General features: G+C 69.0%; 15 protein-coding genes and 1 pseudogene. 11 read left to right on the forward strand and 5 right to left on the reverse strand.

The genetic code is table 11. The features are described 5' to 3' along the window. Window positions 1-24 precede the first annotated feature (24 nt). From OG729_RS02240 to OG729_RS02260, 5 genes and pseudogenes are all read left to right on the forward strand, one after another. Complete coding sequence (locus tag OG729_RS02240) at window positions 25-1,080, forward strand: type III polyketide synthase (RefSeq protein ID WP_405811012.1); 1,056 nt, start codon at window positions 25-27, stop codon at window positions 1,078-1,080. Between the two features lie 12 nt (window positions 1,081-1,092). Beyond that, on the forward strand, window positions 1,093-1,620 hold the full coding sequence (locus OG729_RS02245; RefSeq protein WP_405803919.1) for an isoprenylcysteine carboxyl methyltransferase family protein: 528 nt from the start codon (window positions 1,093-1,095) through the stop codon (window positions 1,618-1,620). After that, a complete protein-coding gene (locus tag OG729_RS02250; RefSeq protein ID WP_405803920.1) occupies window positions 1,617-2,630 on the forward strand; it encodes an NAD(P)/FAD-dependent oxidoreductase in 1,014 nt (337 codons plus the stop codon). The genes OG729_RS02245 and OG729_RS02250 overlap by 4 nt, the downstream gene beginning before the upstream one ends. Before the next feature lie 136 nt (window positions 2,631-2,766). Continuing rightward, window positions 2,767-2,895, forward strand: a pseudogene (locus OG729_RS02255) (DUF2071 domain-containing protein); the annotation flags it as partial. A 204-nt stretch (window positions 2,896-3,099) separates the two neighbouring features. Then, complete coding sequence (locus OG729_RS02260; RefSeq protein WP_405803922.1) at window positions 3,100-3,906, forward strand: hypothetical protein; 807 nt, start codon at window positions 3,100-3,102, stop codon at window positions 3,904-3,906. 193 nt (window positions 3,907-4,099) lie between these two features. Here OG729_RS02260 and OG729_RS02265 read toward each other — a convergent pair whose 3' ends face one another. Further along, window positions 4,100-5,278, reverse strand: coding sequence for a hypothetical protein (locus OG729_RS02265; RefSeq protein WP_360882946.1), 1,179 nt, complete (start codon window positions 5,276-5,278; stop codon window positions 4,100-4,102). 22 nt (window positions 5,279-5,300) lie between these two features. On the opposite strand from OG729_RS02265, the gene OG729_RS02270 reads away from it, so the two are divergent. Then, complete coding sequence (locus OG729_RS02270) at window positions 5,301-6,365, forward strand: hypothetical protein (RefSeq protein WP_405803924.1); 1,065 nt, start codon at window positions 5,301-5,303, stop codon at window positions 6,363-6,365. A 278-nt stretch (window positions 6,366-6,643) separates the two neighbouring features. On the opposite strand, the gene OG729_RS02275 is transcribed toward OG729_RS02270, so the two are convergent. Then, window positions 6,644-6,778: a transposase gene (locus OG729_RS02275; protein WP_405803925.1), complete on the reverse strand. Its 135-nt coding sequence runs from the start codon at window positions 6,776-6,778 to the stop codon at window positions 6,644-6,646. A gap of 164 nt (window positions 6,779-6,942) precedes the next feature. On the opposite strand from OG729_RS02275, the gene OG729_RS02280 reads away from it, so the two are divergent. Beyond that, on the forward strand, window positions 6,943-7,341 hold the full coding sequence (locus tag OG729_RS02280) for a DUF6221 family protein (RefSeq protein ID WP_405803926.1): 399 nt from the start codon (window positions 6,943-6,945) through the stop codon (window positions 7,339-7,341). 437 nt (window positions 7,342-7,778) lie between these two features. Here OG729_RS02280 and OG729_RS02285 read toward each other — a convergent pair whose 3' ends face one another. After that, entirely contained in the window at window positions 7,779-10,565 is a 2,787-nt protein-coding gene (locus OG729_RS02285; RefSeq protein ID WP_405803928.1) for a response regulator, read from the reverse strand. Between the two features lie 731 nt (window positions 10,566-11,296). On the opposite strand from OG729_RS02285, the gene OG729_RS02290 reads away from it, so the two are divergent. The 4 genes from OG729_RS02290 to OG729_RS02305 all read left to right on the forward strand — a co-directional run bounded on the left by OG729_RS02290 (window position 11,297) and on the right by OG729_RS02305 (window position 15,841). Beyond that, window positions 11,297-12,184: a helix-turn-helix transcriptional regulator gene (locus OG729_RS02290; protein ID WP_405803930.1), complete on the forward strand. Its 888-nt coding sequence runs from the start codon at window positions 11,297-11,299 to the stop codon at window positions 12,182-12,184. Window positions 12,185-12,298: 114 nt separating this feature from the next. Continuing rightward, window positions 12,299-13,270, forward strand: coding sequence for a hypothetical protein (locus OG729_RS02295; protein ID WP_405803931.1), 972 nt, complete (start codon window positions 12,299-12,301; stop codon window positions 13,268-13,270). A gap of 24 nt (window positions 13,271-13,294) precedes the next feature. Further along, window positions 13,295-14,206, forward strand: coding sequence for an MBL fold metallo-hydrolase (locus tag OG729_RS02300; RefSeq protein ID WP_405803932.1), 912 nt, complete (start codon window positions 13,295-13,297; stop codon window positions 14,204-14,206). A gap of 105 nt (window positions 14,207-14,311) precedes the next feature. Continuing rightward, on the forward strand, window positions 14,312-15,841 hold the full coding sequence (locus OG729_RS02305; protein ID WP_405803934.1) for a carboxylesterase/lipase family protein: 1,530 nt from the start codon (window positions 14,312-14,314) through the stop codon (window positions 15,839-15,841). 91 nt (window positions 15,842-15,932) lie between these two features. Here the strand turns inward: OG729_RS02305 and OG729_RS02310 are convergent, their stop codons facing one another. Beyond that, on the reverse strand, window positions 15,933-16,853 hold the full coding sequence (locus OG729_RS02310) for a GNAT family N-acetyltransferase (RefSeq protein ID WP_360882975.1): 921 nt from the start codon (window positions 16,851-16,853) through the stop codon (window positions 15,933-15,935). A gap of 965 nt (window positions 16,854-17,818) precedes the next feature. Then, the gene (locus OG729_RS02315) at window positions 17,819-18,517 is read right to left on the reverse strand and encodes a 2-phosphosulfolactate phosphatase (protein WP_405803936.1); all 699 of its coding nucleotides are present in this window, start codon (window positions 18,515-18,517) and stop codon (window positions 17,819-17,821) included. Between the last annotated feature and the right edge of the window lie 51 nt (window positions 18,518-18,568).

Raw genomic sequence — 18,568 nt, forward strand, 5'->3', positions numbered from 1 at the left:
GACGCCTCCGAAGCGATCACCGGGATGACCCGGATCGCAGCTGTTCACGGCTCCCTCGCTGCGCATCGCCACACCCAACGCGAGGTCACCGACATGGTGGCTCGCATCTGCCTGCCCCCGGGGGCCGACCGCCGTGTCCTTGACCGGATCCACGAGAACGCGCAGGTGCGCACACGGCACGCGGTGCTGCCGCTGGAACGGTATCCCGAGCTCGACGGCCTCGGCGCCGCCAACGACGTCTTCATCCGTGCGGCCACCGATCTGGGCACCGAGGCGGTACGCGGTGCACTACGCACCGCGGGGCTGCGGCCGGCCGATGTGGATCTGCTGATGTTCGCCTCCGTCACCGGAGTGGCCGCCCCCTCCATCGACGCCCGCCTCGTCGGGCGGCTCGGCCTGAGACCCGACGTGAAACGACTGCCCGTATTCGGCCTCGGCTGTGTCGCGGGAGCCGCCGGCCTGGCTCGGCTGCACGACTACCTGCTCGGCTGGCCCGACCATGTGGCCGTACTGCTCTCGGTCGAACTCTGCTCCCTCACCTTCCAGCGCAATGACGCGACTCCCGCCAACCTGGTGGCGACCGGGCTGTTCGGCGACGGCGCAGCCGCCCTGGTCGCCGTCGGCGAGCGACGGGCGACGAAGGCCGGACCCGAAGTGGTGGCGACCCGCAGCCGTATGTACCCGGACACCGATCATGTGATGGGCTGGGACATCCGGAGCTCCGGCTTCAAGGTGGTGCTCGACGCGGCCATCCCCGACGTCGTCCGCCGGTATCTCGCCGACGACGTCCACGGGTTCCTGGAGGAGCACGGCCTCAAGCCCAAGGATGTGGCCCACTGGGTGTGCCATCCCGGCGGCCCCAAGGTGCTGGAGGCTGTCGCCGAGGCCCTCTCGCTGCCCGAAGGCGCTCTCGACGTGACCTGGCGCTCGCTCGCCGAGGTGGGGAACCTGTCGTCGTCCTCCGTCCTGTACGTCCTTCGGGACACGCTGGAGCAGCGGCGGCCCGAACCCGGAACACCCGGCCTGCTGATGGCCATGGGCCCCGGATTCTGCTGCGAACTCGTGCTGCTGCGCTGGTAGATCGGAGGACGTGTGATCTGGTACACCACGCTGGTGCTGGCGGTCGCGGGTGAGCGTTGCGCCGAAATCGCCGTGGCGCTGCGTAACACCCGTTGGAGCCTGGCCCGCGGCGGCAGGGAGAGCGGCAGCGCACACTACCCGGCGATGGTCGCCCTGCACACCGCCCTGCTGGCGGGCTGCCTGGCCGAAGTCTGGCTGGCCGGCCGCCCGTTCCAGCCGCTGCTCGGATGGACCATGCTGGTCGTCGTCGCCGCCGCGCAGGCGCTGCGCTGGTGGTGCATCCGTACGCTCGGACACCGGTGGAACACCCGCGTCATCGTCCTACCGGGCCTGCCCCTGGTCACCGGCGGGCCCTACAGGTGGCTGCGCCACCCCAACTATGTCGCGGTCGCCGCGGAGGGCCTCGCGCTGCCACTGTGCCATGGTGCGTGGGTGACCGCCGTCCTCTTCACCCTGCTGAACGCGACGCTGATGGCTGTACGCATTCGGTGCGAGGACCAGGCGCTCACCGCCGCGGCGGCAGCGGAGGCACGCACGTGATCGACCTCCTGGTGGCGGGCGGCGGCCCGGCGGGTCTGGCGGCGGCGATCCATGCCGCACGGGCGGGAATGGAAGCCGTCGTCGTCGAACCCCGCGCCGCTCCCGTGGACAAGGCCTGCGGTGAGGGCATCATGCCCAGCGGTGTGGCGGCGCTGCGTTCGCTGGGTGTCGAGGTGCCCGGCCACGACCTTCGCGGCATCCGCTACATCGAGGGAACGCGTATTGCGGAGGCGGAATTCAGGGACCGCGCGGGGCTCGGCGTGCGGCGGACCGCTCTGCATGCCGCCCTGCACGAACGGGCTCTGGAACTCGGAGTACGGCTCCTGCCGGGCAAGGTGCGGGAGATCCGCCAGGACCACGAGCGGGTCAGCGCGGCGGGGCTGACGGCGCGTTGGCTCATTGCCGCCGACGGCCTGCACTCCCCGCTTCGCCGCGAGCTCGGCCTGGCCCTTCCCGGGGGTGAGCTGCGTCGCTACGGTGTGCGCCGCCACTTTCGAATCACCCCATGGGCGGACTTCGTCGAAGTCCACTGGTCGCGACACGGAGAGGCGTACGTGACGCCGGTCGGGGACTGCCTGGTGGGGGTCGCCGTACTCAGCGGCGAAAGGCGCTCGCACGACGAGCACCTGACGGCGTTTCCCGCCCTCGCCGCGCTGCTCCGGGGCCGGGGGGTGGGTGCAGTACGCGGTGCCGGGCCGCTGCGCCAACGGGTGCGGAGCCCACGGGCCGGGCGAGTCCTGCTGATCGGTGACGCGGCGGGCTACGTCGACGCTCTGACGGGCGAAGGCATCGCCCTGGCCATGGCGACGGCCGCGGCGGCGATCACATGCCTGGCGGCCGACCGCCCGCAGGACTACCCCGCACACTGGGCCCGGCTGACAAGACGTCACCGGGTGCTCACCGCGGGCCTTGTGCGAGCGGCCCGGCACTCCGGGACGGCCCGCCTGATCGTTCCGGCGGCACACCGCGCGCCGGGGCTCTTCAGAGCGGCGGTGCACGCGCTGCAGTAGATGCGACCGGGCCCCCTCCCGCCCCGCACGGTGGAGGCCGTTCCCACGCCGACGGCGGACTCTCCGGGGCGCCGGGGTGCCGGGCGGATTCTGCGATGCTGACGAGGTGAGACACACACCCTGTGTTCCGCAGTCCATAACCGCCGACTCGCCCCACCCCGGCGTCGGCCCGCTGATGACCCAGTCCTGGCTGGACCTGGCGTTCCTGCACTGGGCCGCCGATCCGGCCGATGTGGTACCGCTCCTGCCGACCGGGACTGTTCCGGCGGCGACGTGGTCTCAGGAACCGGCGCGAACACGAGGATGCTCGAGGAGGTCGGCGCGCTACCGGTCGCCCTGACAATGGCGACGCCGAGATCGTCGGGGTGCGATCTCGCCGGATCCTCAACTTGTTTCGGGTCAGGGCTGAAACAGGGAAACTCCCTCGTCAGCGACGGCCAACGAATGATCTGATGTCCCCATGGCGGGGATGAGGATCACGGTGTGTCTGCCGGCTCAGGCGGCCGACAGGCTGGAAGCGGCGGTCGCGGAGGCGATGGCGCCCTTCGAGATCGACTACACGCGCGGCGACGAGCTGGATATCTGGGACAGCTGGTACATCACCGGCGGCCAGGTAAACGGCGGCGGGTTCAATGTTGTGCCCGGCCATGAGCAGGATCCGCGGCTGCTCCACGAGTACGTCCCGCCCCAGTGGAACGCGACGTACGAGCCGGTCCCCAATGACTTCGGCTGGTGTGCGGGCGGGCCTCGCGAGCTCCTTGACTTCTCCGCTTCGCGTGAGGAGGCGCGGGAGCTGGCCGAGGCGGCGTGGCAGCGGTGGCAGGAGCTGGCGGCCGAACTGCCGCCGGCCGAGCCCTGGCGGGTCTACTACGACCGCCAGGTGGCCCACTTCCGGACGTACTCGATCGACCAGGCCTCGGCCGACTATCGTGCCCAGCCTCTGGTGCAGGCCTTCGACAGCTATCTGGCGACGCTTCCCACCGAGCGCTACTCCTACTGGTTTCTCGGCTTCACCGACCCTGTCGTCGACGTCGGGTGTGCCGCGCGGGAGGAGTTCGTGGAGCAACGGACGTTCGCGGCCCTGCCTGAGCACAATGTCCTTACCCTGGACGGCTGGTGGTACGAGGACGGCGGCCCCGGAATCCACGGCGCCTGCAACAGCCCCGCCGAATGCCCGCACGAGCCGGAACTGCCGGCTGACCAGGAGCGCATCGACGGGTATCTGGCGGGCCTCCCCGGCGACACCCTCCTGATCCACGTGCGCTGCCACGTCTGAAGCGGAGAAGTCGGGCGTGGTCGCCGTCCAAGAACGGGGCAGCCGCGCCGCCTTCGGGATCAGCACTCTGCCGGCCACCTGCAACGGAGCGCGGGTGCAGCGCGAACTGAAGGAGAGGACCGGCAACCTCCGGAAGTGGCGGCGGCGCGGTCCGCGCCGGGAGCGAACGGGCGGGATGCCGCGCACGATCCGCTCATCCGGCGTCCGCCAGCAGCAACCGCTGCCGCTGCGCCCGCTCCGCAAGCTCGTCGAGCACCAGTTCCGCCGCCTGCTCGCCCCACAACTTGCCCACCAGATCCCGGTAGACCGAGAGCCTCGGCAGTTTGCCGTCCATCCGGAAGAGGATGGACAGCGGTCTGCGGCGCCACCAGCGCTGCATCCACTCGATCGGCTGCGTCAGCAGCAGGGCGCCGTAACTGGTCACCGATGTCGGGCTCGCCGCCGCCGTGACCACGCTCTGGGTCAGATTGAGCATGCCGGCCAGGGACACGACCTCGGCGCCCGGACCGCTCGCCTCGTCCAGGAGGACCTGGTAGGTCGTCCGGAGCCGGTTGCGCTCTTTGATGGTGTCCGCCGCGGCCAACTCGGCCTTGAAATCGGCAAAGTACCGACGGTAGCGGGCGAAGTCCTCGCGCACGCGCAGCAGTGCCTCCGGCACCTCGGCCGGTGAAGCCGCGCGGTCCAGTACCAGTGCGCCCACCGGGGGGATGGGGATCGTGGAGATCGCGGCCCACTCGGAGACCACGTCACCCCCGGTCAGGGACTCGTCCAGGGATTCGGCGACCTTCTCGTACAGCCGCATCGGAAGCGAGCGGTACACCTTCTGGAGGCAGCCGGCGGTGAAGGTGCCGCGTTCGAAGTCGGGGAAGTAGTCCAGGCCGTGGGCAGCGGCGACGATCAGATATCCGTTGCTGCGGTAGGCGCGCTCGCTGCCGACCTCACCGGCGCTGTGGAACGCGACGAGCCGGTCGACCTGCGCCACCAGGTCGTCGAGGCTCGCGGGAGGGTCGCCGCCGCCCGCGAGCGGATCCCCGTCGACACGCGCGGCCGAGTCATGCCCGTCCGGCAGGATCGTACGGGACGCCAGCTCGGTGGGCATGCGCAGCAGCAGTCTGCGCAGATCACCGCCCGAGAGCGTGGGGCGTAACGTGCCGTACAGTCCTTCCCGTTCGAGGCGGTCGGTGAGCGGACCGCTGTGCCGGTCCACCGAGTCCAGGGACTCCACCCGGTCCAGCAGGACCAGCGCCTCGCCCAGCGTGCAGAGGTCCATGAGGGACCTGAGACTCAGCGTTCCCGAACTCCTCAGCGCAGCACCGGCGTTGCGCACCAGACTCTGCGTCACCAGCCCGCGGTTTTCCCGTGTGTCGGTCACGGCGTGATTCTATGCTTGCGTGGTGGACATGGTGGACATGGTCGAATTTGACGGCAATGAATTACACCTGGCGCGAGAGCTGATCGCCCGTGGCGAGATGGCGCTTATCACGCATCCGCCCAGCGGTGAACGCACCTCGAGTCGTTGGTCATGGCCCCGCGATGTCGCGGAGTCGATCGGCGAATGCGCCGTGGTCCCGCTCTCCTGCCTCAACGGCACCGCATTCCAGCAGTATCCGCTGGTTGCCGGCCCTAAGGAGAGCATCCGTTTCCTGAGTGCCACGGCCGACCCACTGCCGCCCGAGCCCTTCCCCTACGAATCCGAAGCTCTGCGGACGCACTACCGGGCTTTCCGTGAGCTGTGGCTCAGCGCCCCCGATCCGGAACCGGAGATCAGCTTCTACGAGGGCAAGGGCGGGCTGCGGGTGGTCGCCTTCTACATGCAGCTGGGGGAACGTCTCGCCCAGCTGCATTCCAAGGACATCCTTCACGGCGACGCCCATATGGACAACTGGGGCGTGATCGACGCCACCGTGGTCGTGGGAGACAACCACGCCGTCTTCCTGTTCTGCACGCCCTCACCAGCGCAGTGCGCCACCGACATCCATCCCCTGCTGCCGGCTCTGGACGCCACGAAGTGGCGGGACTTCAAGCTCGGCTATGTCGGCACCTGGAACAAAGGCCAGCGGGTGATCGACCAGATCCAGCTCAGCGACCGCACCGGATGGGCCATGGCGTTCCGCACCAAGCGATATGCCGACAGCATGGAACTGATCCGTCATCAGCTCCAGACCGAGACCGACGGAGGACTGCGCGTGATGCTGCTGGCGAATCTCGCGCTCGCCGCGGGCTGCGCCGGTCTGCACGACGAGGCTATGCGCCACCACGCCGAGGCCGTCGAGCTGGCCGGGACCCAGGCTCCTCACGCGGTCGGCTCCCTTGGCAGCACGGTCCTCGGCGTGCTGCGTATCCAGCAGGGCGACCGGGCCGGTGCCCTGGCCGCGTACGAGGGCGTGTTCCCGGACCCGGAACGTCTCGTCGCCCGGCTCGGGGCGAAGGACGCGCAGATCCCCATCATGAACCTGTGACGGTCGTGAATTGGCTGACGCTAGCGATGAGCTCCCGTGGAGCTCTGTCCAGTCGCTCGTGAGATCCACCCATACCCACGGTTCGTGGTGCCACGAGCGCACTTCGGCGACATCCAACGCGCCCTCGCCACCTCGCAAGCCGAACCCCCTCGGCCCACGGCACAACGCAGGCTTCAGAACGAGGCGGATGTCGATGAAGACCAGCCCCTGCACCTCGCGGCCGCCGTCCTCGGTGATCCCGGCGGCGACGACCACGGCCCGGGAGACGATCTGGTGGTTCACGCGCGCCTTGTGGTGAGCGTCTTGTCGCGGTGGCCGTTGCGCAAGGTGGTGCGGGTGTCGGTGTGCTCGCCGCGCTCAGCGCCGATGCGGGCGGTGGCCTCGGCCTCGATGAGTTCCTGCAGGAGCCGCACCCCGGTCGCCAGCCCCCAGCGGGCAGTGCCGCAGGTCTGTCGGCCTCGTGGTCGGCCGCGCGTCGGCGGCGGGGAGCGGCTGCGGGCTGGATCACGAGGTCCGAGGTGCTCCAGAATGACTTCGCAGTCACCGCACAGCACGTCACGAGAGGAAGCGCCTTCGCATGGCCGGCAACGCAGACATGGTGGCCTTCGTCGAAGCGCGGCTTGCCGAGGAGGAGCAGGTCGCATGGAACGCCGGCGGCGCGAGCTGGAGGTGCCCGGCGGATGTGCCCGGAGAGGTCCACGACAGGACGTCCGGTGTCGCGTTCACGGTGCGAGGAGCCGGCTACGACCGGCACATCGCGCTGCAGGATCCGGCTCGTACGCTGGCCCGCATCGAGACCAATCGCGTCCTGCTCGGCGAGTACGTGGAGGTGGCGGACCGGGACGGCGACCGGCCGGACGACGATTTCGCCTCCGGCCGTGCCGTCGGACTCGGCTTCGCGGTGCGGCAGCTGGCCGCCGAGTACGCCTGGCACCCCGGCTACAAGGCGAAATGGCTCCCCCGGTTCATCCGGTAGCGCTCGACACATGTACGTCTGTGCGCCGTGGCCGACAACCATCACGCTGATTGCGGGGGCGCTCATCACGTCCGGGTGTTCCACCAAACAGGATGCGCGGCCAACGGAGGGAAGCCCACGGGCAACCGCATCAACCCAAGTGGCCGCAACACCCCCGACGATGGCACAGCTGAAGACACTCACCTTCAAGGAGGGCGAGGTGACCAGGCGCGCGAGGGCGGGATAGCGGTACAGGCGCCCGAACCGAAGAGCGAGCAGCGTTCCTTCCCACCGGTATCGCTTCGGCCTGGGCCATCAGCGCGGTGAACACCCGCTCCCACGTGCCGTCGGCGGCCCACATCCGCAGCCGGTTGTAGACGCCCCCTCCAGTTGCCTTACTTCTCGCTGGACCGCGACGGGCTTCGAGCCTGCGCCGCCAACGACCTGCCGCGCGGCACCTACTGCGGCCGCTGCCCGGGATGGCCGGATCGGAGGTTCTCCAAGGTGCGACAAGTCCCGTCGAGTTCGCGCTGGAGACGGGGGGCGGCCTCGGCCAGCGGGGCCGGCTCTCCCGCCTTCGCACGCTGTTCGAGCTCCTCGCAGCAGGCCGCGAGGCTTTCGGCTCCCATGTTGCCAGCAGCGCCTTTGAGGCTGTGCGCCTGCTCTGCGATCTCCGGGGCGTCGTGGCGGTCCATCGCGTGAAAGAGCGCGCTTGTCATGTCGGGGGCCCGCCGCAGGAAGTGGTCCACCAGCCGGTCGACCAGTTCTCGCTCGGCCGGGGCGTCGGCGCCTCGCAGTTCGTCCAGCCGTTGCTCGATGGAGACTCGCAGGCAGTCGTCCTCCGCCGGCAGGTGGGTAGGGCGGACCCAGCGGGTCAGGGCTCGTTCCAGGTCGGCGGCGGCGACGGGTTTGGAAACGGAGTCGTCCATGCCCGCAGCCAAGCAGCGTTCCCGGTCTTCGGGCAGGGTGCTGGCGGTCATCGCGATGACCGGAAGGCGGCTGCCGCTGCCCTCTTCCCGGCGGCGCAGCTCTCGGGTGGCGGCATAGCCGTCCATCCGGGGCATCCGGCAGTCCATCAGCACGGCTTGGTAGGTGTGTTCCTCGGTCATGTGCAGCGCCTGGATGCCGTCGACGGCGATATCGGCGTTGTAGCCGAGGCGGATGAGAATGCCCTGTGACACCATCTGGTTGATCTCGTTGTCCTCTACCAGCAGTAGATGGCCGCGGTGGGCAGGCTGGGAGGCGGTGGGGGCAGGTGTCGCTGCCGCTGCAGCTGCCACGGGCGGTGACTGGGCGGTGAGCTCGACCAGGGCGTCCATGAGTTGGGACTGCTGGACGGGTTTGGGCAGGCTGCGCGCGATCCCGGCCGCGCTGAGTTCAACGGTGGCCAGCGGTACTCCGGAGGAGAGCATAAGCAGCGGTACCCGGGCGAGGACCTGGTCGGAGGTGATCCGGCGGGCGAGTTCCAGACCATCCATGTCGGGCATGTGCATGTCGAGGAGAGCGAGGTCGAAGGGGCGGCCTGCGGCCGCTGCCTCGTGCAGGGTCACCAGGGCCTGGGGGCCGCCCTCGACCGTGGTCGGCTGCATGTGCCATCTGCGCAATTGCGTATCGAGGATCAGCCGGTTCGTCTCGTTGTCGTCGACGGCCAGGACCCGCAGCCCTCGAAGGGTGGCGGGGTGGGATTGTGCCGGGGGTTGCTCGGTGGTGTCGGGTGCGCGCATCGGTACGGTGAACCAGAAGGTGCTGCCTTCGCCGAGCCGGCTGGTGACGCCGATGGAGCCGCCCATGGCGTCGGTGAGCCTGCGGCAGATGGCCAGGCCGAGGCCGGTGCCTCCGTAGCGGCGGGTGGTAGAGGCGTCGGCCTGGGAGAAGGCGTCGAACATCCGCTCCTGGTCAGCCGGTGCGATGCCGATCCCGGTGTCCACCACCTCGAAGTGCAGCCACGGCGACTGCTCCGCAGGTGGCCGTGCGGGGGCCGGGCGGGCGCGTACAAGGACCTCGCCACTTTCGGTGAACTTCACGGCGTTGGAGGCCAGGTTGACCAGGACCTGCCGCAGCCGTCCGGCATCCCCGTGCAACATCACGGGCAGGTCGGGGTCGCAGTCGCTGAGCAGTTCCAGGCCCTCGGCCTGGGTGGTCTGCGCCACGAGCGAGACGACCTCCTCCACGAGCAGCTGGGGACTGAAGGCGACCTCGTCCAGCTCGAGCTGGCCCGCCTCCAGCTTGGGGAAGTCCAGGATGTCGTTGATCAGCGACAGCAGTGACGTGCCGGCGGCCTCGATGCCCTGCGCGTAGCGGCGCTGCTCGGCGTCCAGTTCGGTGGCCAGCAGCAGGTCGCTCAGCCCGATGACGCCGTTCATCGGGGTGCGGATCTCATGGCTCATGGAGGCAACGAACTGCGACTTCGCCCGGGATACCTCCACCGCTTGGTCACGGGCTGCCGCCACGGCTTCCTCGGCCTGCTTGCGCTCGGAGATGTCCCGGATGAAGGCGTTGAAGCAGCGCGCCTGCCCCGACTGCAGCCGCCAGATTGCCAGTTCGACCGGGATTTCGTGCCCGTCGCGGTGCAGAGCACTGATCTCGATCTCACGGCCCGTCATATGAGGCTCCCCGCCGTCCAGCACCCGCTGCAGACCAGCCGTGTGTGCAGCGCGGTATCGCTCAGGAATGATCGTCTCGGCCAGCAGCCGTCCCATCACCTCCCGGCGGGTCCAGCCGAACAGCTCCTCGGCACGCTGATTCCAGTCCAGGACCACGCCCTGGTCATCGATGGACACGAACGCGTCCCGGGCCGTCTCGATGACCGAACGGGCCTGCTCCTGCAGGAGCCGCAGCGCCTCCTCGCGGCGCCGCTGCCCCTCCGCCTCACGGATGAACCCGCGCACCTCGAGCGGTTCACCCCCGGCGTCCCGGACCACCCAGTTCGTCAACTCCGTCCACACCCAGAGCCCGTTGGCGTGCCGCAGGCGCAGACAGACCACCACCCGGCCCAGACGGCGCAGATCCCGCTCTGCGGACTCGAAGTCCTCCATATCGCCCGGGTGTAGCCAGGAGCCCACCGACGTCCCCACGATCTCCTCGACCGGGCTGCCGAGCAACACCTGCCCCGCTGCGGACACCTCCAGGTAGACGCCCTCGATGGTGCGGCGGAAGACCATGTCGGCGGAGTTCTTCACGAGCAGCTGAAACCGCTCCTCGTCTTCTGCCGCATACTGCTTTGGCGTTGGCCGGTCCGGTTCCATCGTCCGCCTCCACACGTCATGTGCCGACCACGAGGTGCGGGGCCGGAACGGCCACCAGATGGGCCAGGCGGCTCCTTCGCTGCGTGGTCGGCCGACTGGTGATCCAGGAGGCGTCCGGTCACGGAGCGCGCACCACCCACCGCGGCACACCCCCGCGGCGGTGACCGAAACCGCCAGTACCGGGGAGACCAGGTGGCGAACCGGGGCGGAGATGGCGACATGGGTGACGATCATCGCCGCCCCGCTGCCAGGCACAGCCACCACTCATCTTTGCGACCGGCTCCCACCCGGCCGTCCTCATCCTGAGCGCCCACCCGCTCACGGGCTTGCGTGACGACGGGGATCAGATGATTCGCTCCAGGGCATCAACGGTCACCTCCAGCGAAGGACAGTCCACCGAAGATCGCAAATCGAGTCACTGACCAACTCGGGAAATGCCATGCCTCCAGTGGCCTTGGACAGGGCATCTCCGCCGGCCTTCCCGCGTCGCTCGGGTGCTTGGTTTGTCAATCCCGCCTGATGAAGGTCCCTGCGCTGGCGTGCCACGTATACGGAAGCGGGGACGACGCGCAGAAGATCGTCGTCAAGGACCCGCAGTGCGCCCCGCCCCGGTGGCCCGCACCGAGAGCACTGCCCGAGCCGACGACTCGCCCGGCGGAAGGGGCTTCGAGGAGGACGGTATCCCTGGCAGGGTGTGGTTGCGTCGGGCCGGAGAGCCAATACTCGGGCACATGGAAGGAAGACAACCGCTCGGTGAGTTCCTGCGGACACGCCGCGCGCAGTTGCTGCCCGAGGACGTGGGGCTGGTGGCGTACGGTGACCGGCGCCGTGTGCCGGGTCTGCGGCGCGAGGAACTGGCCCTGCTGGCCGGGATGAGCGCCTCGTACTACGCGCGGCTGGAACAGGGGCAATCGTCCAACGCCTCCCCGGAGGTCCTCGACGCGCTCGCCCAGGCGCTGCGACTGGACGAGGCCGAGCGCCGGCACCTGCACGACCTGGCCGCCGGCACCCGGCGCCGTTCCGGAGTGCGCCGATCGGTGCCGGAACGGGTGACGCCGGCGGTGGTGCAACTCATGGCCGCGTTGGCGGATGTGCCGACTGTGGTTCTCGGTCGGCGCAGTGACGTTCTGGCCTGGAACCGTGCCGGTCACGCCCTGTTTGCGGGGCATGTCGACCCGGGCAGCCCGGACCGGCCGGCTGACCGCCCGAACATGGCCCGCCTGGTCTTCCTGGACGGCCACACCCGCGCCCTCTACACGGACTGGCCGGCCAAGGCCAAAGCCGTTGTGGGCACTTTGCGCCTCGCACGTGGCCAGCACCCGGATGACCCCGCTCTCGCCGCGCTGATCGGCGAGTTGACGGTCAAGAGTGCCGAATTCGCATCCCTGTGGGCCGATCACCGGGTCAAGGCAGGCGGCGCCGCAGTCTACGAAATGCTGCATCCGCTGGTGGGCAGTATGGAAGTCACTCAGCAGTCCCTGCACACCGAGCTCGGGCAGCACATCGTCGTCGCGACCACCGAGCCCGGTTCGCCCTCCCAGGCTGCCATGACGCTGCTGATGCACAGTGTGCGGACCGACCAGGGCGGCGTTCTGGCGCACTCCAGCAGTCCGGCGTAGTCCGCCGCGGGCACACATAAACCGTTCTGCCCGTGCGAATCAATTCGCTCAATTCACTGTGATCACCCGTATTTCGCGTGTGGATACCGCACGCCCTAAAGCCGTGAAGGAAACATGAAAGAGAGACTGGCAACAATCACCGGCGCGGCCACGGCAATCGCTATGGTCACCCTGGCCGTCTTCACGGCGGGCCCGGCGTCGGCCGGCACCGCATCGGTGACAAAGACCCGGTTTGCCGCGCATTTCGACCTGGCGCAGGGCCAGATGCCAGAGAACATCGCGCTGGAGCCCGACGGCACCGCGTATGTCACCTTCGCGGCCAGTCGGCAGGTGGCGGCTGTCACCCCCGCGGGGAAGACGCGGGTCCTGGCCACCATGCCGGCCCCGGCCGACGGCGGAGTGCACACCCCGGTCCTCGGCTTCGCGCTCACCACCGGCATCGCCCGGGCCCATGACGGGACGCTGTACTTCCTGTATGCGAGCGGCACCGAAGACCTGACCGGCCTGTGGCGACTGCGTCAAGGCGGCACCCCGCACCGCATCGCCGCGCTGCCCGCAGGCGGCCTGCCCAACGGACTGGCGCTGGACGAGCGCAGGGGCCTGCTCTACATCGCCGACTCCGTGCTCGGCACGATCTTCACGGTCCCTGCCGCCGGTGGTGAGCCGGCCACTTGGTCCTCAGCGGCAGAACTCGCTCCCACCGGCTTCCTCGGAGCCAACGGCCTGAAGATCCACGACTGTGCACTGTGGGTGACCAATCTCGACAAGGGCACCGTGCTGCGCATCCCGTTCGGGCCGGGTAACCGGCCCGGCCCGGTCCGGACGAGGGCCACGAACCTCGCCGGCATCGACGACTTCGCCTTCACCGGCAACGGCGACGAGATCCTTGCGGCCCTCAACGCCCCCAACACGGTCGTACGCATCCGGGGCAACGGCACCGTGTCCACCGTCCTGACCGCCGCCGACGGTCTGCAGAACCCGACCTCGGTCGCACTGCGCCGCGGCACCGCCTACGTGCCCAGCGCCGCCTACACCACGGCCACCGATCCCAATCTGCTGCTGGCCCCTGTCCCGCACAACCGCTGATCGACGAACCACACGGAGCGCACGATGAACGAGACCGCGAACGAGATCAAGCTGGGTGACGTCACCGTCACCCGGATCGAGGAGATGCACGGCCCCGTCGGCATGACCCCGCAGCAGTTCTTCCCGGGCTCGCCCGAGCAGGCATGGCGGCGGCACGAGGACATACTCGTCCCGGACCACCTCAACTCCGACGACGGCATCGTCCAGGTCGCGATGCAGACGTGGCTGCTGCGCAGCGAGGGCCGGACCATCCTCGTCGACACCGGGATCGGCAACGACAAGGCCCGCCCGGCTGTCCCGGCGTGGGACCACTTGCTTCTCGACTACCTCGGTAACCTGCAGCGGGCCGGGGTGCGGCCGGAGGACGTCGACCTGGTGGTGAACACCCATCTGCACGTGGACCATGTCGGCTGGAACACCCGCCTGGACGACGGCACTTGGGTCCCGACGTTCCCCAACGCCACCTACCTGATGCCCAAGGCCGACTTCGAGTTCTGGAACCCCGCGAACAACCCGAACATCACCGGTGGCGTCAACGAGAACGTCTTCGAAGACAGCATCGTCCCAGTGCACGCAGCAGGCCAGGTCCGGCTGTGGGAGGGCAGCCACACCATCGACGCGAACCTGTGCCTGGAAGCGGCCCCCGGCCACACCCCGGGATCCAGCGTGCTCAAACTCAACTCCGGCTCCGACCAGGCCTTGTTCGCCGGCGACCTGCTGCACACCCCACTGCAGGTCATGGAACCCGACCACAACAGCTGCTTCTGCGAGGACCCGGCCGGTGCCCGCGCGACCCGTCGCAAGCTGCTCGGCTGGGCCGCCGACACCAACGCGCTCGTACTACCTGCACACTTCAGCGGCCACAGCGCGCTCGAAGTCACACGTGACGCGGACAGTTTCGCCATCAAGCAGTGGGCCCCGCTCCCCCGGTACTGAGAGCCCCGGCACAGCCCGCAGAACCTCACCGGTCGCCCGCTGCCGCGCCCACCCAAGGGCAGCGGGTGACCGGCCGGGCGACGCGCAACACGAAGGGACACAGCATTGGCTCCCGCCGATCCCGTCATCGTCACCACGACCACCGGCTCGGTCCGCGGTCGCCGCACCACCCACGGAACGGCCTTCTTCGGTGTGCCGTACGCCGCTGCGCCCGTTGGGGACCTGCGGTTCGCCCCGCCCCGCCCGCACCAGCGGTGGACACAGGTCCGTGACGCAGCCCGGCGCGGCCCGACAGCGCCGCAGCCCACACGGGACGCGTTCGGCACCTTGGACATGTCGCCGTACTTCGGGCCGGGCTGGCGGTACGGTGCCGACTACCTCACCGCCGACATCTGGGCCCCGGACCGGCAGGGACCGCCGGCACCCGTCATGGTGTTCGTCCACGGCGGCGGCTTCGTCGCCGGCTCGACCAGCGCCCCCCTGTACGACGGGACCGCCTTCGCCCGCGACGGCGTCGTCCTCGTCACCCTGAACTACCGCCTGGGCATCCCCGGCTTCCTGCACCTACCGGACGCCCCCGACAACAGGGGGATGCTCGACGTCCTCGCCGCACTGCGCTGGCTGCAGGACAACATCGCCCGCTTCGGCGGCGATCCGGCCAACGTGACCCTGTTCGGCCAGTCCGCCGGAGCCATCATCGTCGGCGGCATCTTCGCCGACGCAGCCTCTCACGGCCTCATCCGCCGGGCGATCATGCAAAGCGGCAGCGGCACCGGCGCATTCACCCCCGAACAGGCGCGGATCGTCACCGCGGCGGTCGGGCGGCATCTCGGACTCGAACCCACCGCCCACACCCTGGCCGACGTCCCCGACGAGCGACTCGTCGGCCTCGTGCCACACCTGAGCGGCCTGGACCTGCACACGCCGAGTCACCACGACCCGCTGGGCGGCATAACGGCGTTCAGCCTCGTTCTCGAACAACAGCCGGCCGCCGCCGTAGCCACCGGCTGCGGGACGGATGTCGATCTGCTCATCGGCGCCAACCTCGACGAGGGCAGCCTCTATCTCGCCCCGAACGGCGTGCTGCCCGGCAGCACCGACGCCGAAGTCCGGACAACCGCGGCGAGATTCCACCCCTGCCCCGACGAGTTGATCCATGCGTATCGGACCCAGCGGCCGACCGCATTCGCCGCGGAACTGCGCGCCGCCGTGCTCGGTGACGGGCTCTTCGGCACCGGCACCCGGCGGATGGCCGACGCGCACGCGACAGCGGGGGACGCACCGACATTCGTCTACGAGTTCAGCTGGCGGTCCAACGCGCTCGACGGACAGCTCGGCGCGAGCCACACCATGGAGCTGCCGTTCGTCTTCGACTGCCTCGACCTGCCGTCGCTGCACGGCCCCCAAGCACTGCTCGGCACCAGCGAGCCGCCCGCCGGCCTCGCCGCCCGGACGCACCGGGCATGGGTCCGCTTCGCCGCCGACGGCGATCCCGGCTGGCCCCGCTACGAGCCCGGCCGTTACCGCGTGCAGCGGATCGGCGCCGCCTGGGAGCTGACCGAGGACCCGCGCCCCTACGAGACCGAAGCCTGGGCGCGCACCGATCACCACCAACCTGACCGGGCGAAACCCTGAGAAGGTGTCTCTTCCTCCCTGCCCTAACCAGTAGGGCGGTGTCGGTGGATCAGCTTCCTGGTGGCAGGTGCGTCTTGCGTCGGTCATGTTCCTAGCCGGCTTCTGGTGCGCCGTAGGAGAACCTGTACCCGGTGAAGTCGGCGACGTGGACGTATCCGATGCGCTGGTAGAGGGCGTTGCTGGTGGGGTTGGCAGGGTCCGCGAACAGTACGACGTCCGTCGCGCCCGCGGCCAGCGCGGCCCTGCTCACCTCGACCGTCACGGCGCCCGCGTAGCCGCGGCCCCGGAGGTGGGCCGGGGTGTAGACGGGGTCGACCCGGACCATGCCGCCGATCATCGAAGTCGAGCCCGCCATGGAGACGGGATTGCCGTACGGGGTCTCCCAGAACGTGGAGTGCTTGTCCGCGAAACGTGTGTCGGCCCAGGAGCCAGCGTCGATGGCCTCTATGGAGACGTTCTCTCCGACATCGATGCAGAACTCACGGCACCAGCGCACGACTTGCTCATGGTCCTTCTCGCCCGCGACGCGGCCCCGGCCCTCTGGGCGCGGCTGCGGTGGGGTGAGCGTGCCAAGACGGTAAAGATGCGTCCGCCAGAAGGGCACCGGCGCTGCGCCCGTGTGCCGCTGCCATGTCTCGGCGAAAGCGGTGGCGGTGTCGTGGTCCGCGATGACGCCGGAGGGGGAGTGGCCGAGGCCAGCCAGGTGAGCGGCGAGGGTGCCGGCCTGCTCGGCAGAGAGGGGGGTGAGGCTTAGGTAGCCGCGCGGAGTGCGATAAAAGATAGCGCGGACCTTGCCTCCTGCCTCCAGTCGGCCGAAGACGGTGGCTACGGCGGCCCGGTTGCACGCGTTCGCCCGCGCCGGCGCACTGTGTGCGTCCGCCCCGCGTGTTCGCAGTTTCTCGATGTCCGTCAGCGGCGTGTTGTGCAGGGCGGGGCGCGAGCGCAGGAAGTCTCCGGCTCGGGAGAGGAAGTCGTCGACGTCTTCGGTGAGTTGCCAGTCATCCGGGAGCATGCTTCATGATCCCGGATGTACTCAACTCGGGGAGCACTTGCTCAGAGATGCACCTTCGCCACGGCTGGTCCAACGCCTTGTAGCCACGTGACGTAACTGCTCCTGAGCCAGCAGGCCCGAAGAACCGTCGCCCGGCCACCCGTCATGACGTGGGGCAGAGTCCTCGCCACCGGCGAGGCCTACAGCCGCCCCGCCCACCACAAGAAGGGCACCAAGCCCAGGCGAACCGTCACGGAGCGGCCAGATCAGACACCTAAGGGCGAGTAGCTACAGCAGCGATGCCGGAGTCCCGAAGCGTGCGGGCCAGGTTTTCCATCTCGGGAAGCGTTCCTGAGTAGTTACCGTTCAAGACACGGCGCAGCACAGCCTTGGCGTTGATCAGGTCAATGCCTAGCTCAGCCCGCAGCACTCGCATGATGGCGACACTCTTCGCCGACGGACTGGTCACCTGCAGCCTCGCGGATCCATGCTCGGAGAGCATCTGATCCCGCCGTTCGGCAGGCAGGTCGCCACCGCACACGGCTACCGCAAATCCACAGGCGGAACAGGTTGACTCAACGTCCCACCGCAACCGACCGTCCACCAGGGCCTGAACCCCCCAGCACTCCAGCTCCGCACCGCAGTCCTGGCACGCAGTGGAGTACCTGACGGATTCGAAAACCGCCTGCTCCATCCCCACCCCCAACGAAGACGAGGTTAAACGACAAGCTCAGAAGCTGTGAATGAACTGTACTGCGAGTGCGGCGATGGATTCAGGAGTCACCTCGATCCACGGGCGGGTGATGTTGATGGGTTTGGGAGGTGCTGGGTCAATTGCCAGGGCAGCATCATCGACACCGACACCGACACCGGCATCGGCTCCTAGCGACTGGCGCGGGCGCGGGCGCGGGCGCGGGCGCGGGCGCGGGCGGCAGAGCCTGCCCTCGGGTGAGCCCTGCCGCCTGAAAGTCCTAAGTTCCAGCAGGTCAGCGGATGCTGGACGGGATGTCAGGCACCGCAACGGGACGGAGCACCGTTAGGGACTCTTCCTGGCGAACCATCATCGCAAAGGGGAACCTGTCGATTTCCAAGCAGAGATCGACATCGTCTGGGTGGTATCCGCTCCGCAGCCCACCGGCAAGATCGGCCGCAGCACGAGAAGTCCTCGCGCGGTGGAGATACGGGGCCGCCTCGACATCGCCTCCGGCCATACATTGACCAATGTATTCAGCGCAGGCCAGGTCCTCGTCGGCCTGGCCTCCCTCGCCGGTGACAACGAACGTCACCGGACCGGAATCCTTGGTCTGCAGGAACCGCGCGGTCGGGCCGGCCACCACGAAGCTCGCGCACAAGACCAGCGGTGCGTTCGCGACGGCCAGCGCGCCCACGGTTCCTGCCGTCGTCTTCTGCACCAGCGTGCGGCCAGCGAAATCGCATGACCTGAGCAAGCCAGGTGAGTTCACCGCGTCGAAGCCCGCTGCTGGAGCTCCGTCCTTCAAAGCCAGCCAACCCGAGCGGCTCTCCTTCAAGGCAAGTGCCTCACTCTCCGTTGAGGCCAGGACGATCCTCTCGACGCCACGCGAGAAGGCCCAGGCAGCCACGGTGAAGGCGCGCATGACGTCAATGACGACTGCAACACGGGGAACGCCGGTCAACTCTGGGATGCCAAGGAAGTGATGGTCCATCGCACCATTCTGTCGCCCTTGGATCATCCGAAGGGCACGATTGCTCCGGCT

This window comes from Streptomyces sp. NBC_00210, assembly GCF_045160975.1.
Taxonomy (GTDB): Bacteria; Actinomycetota; Actinomycetes; order Streptomycetales; family Streptomycetaceae; genus Streptomyces.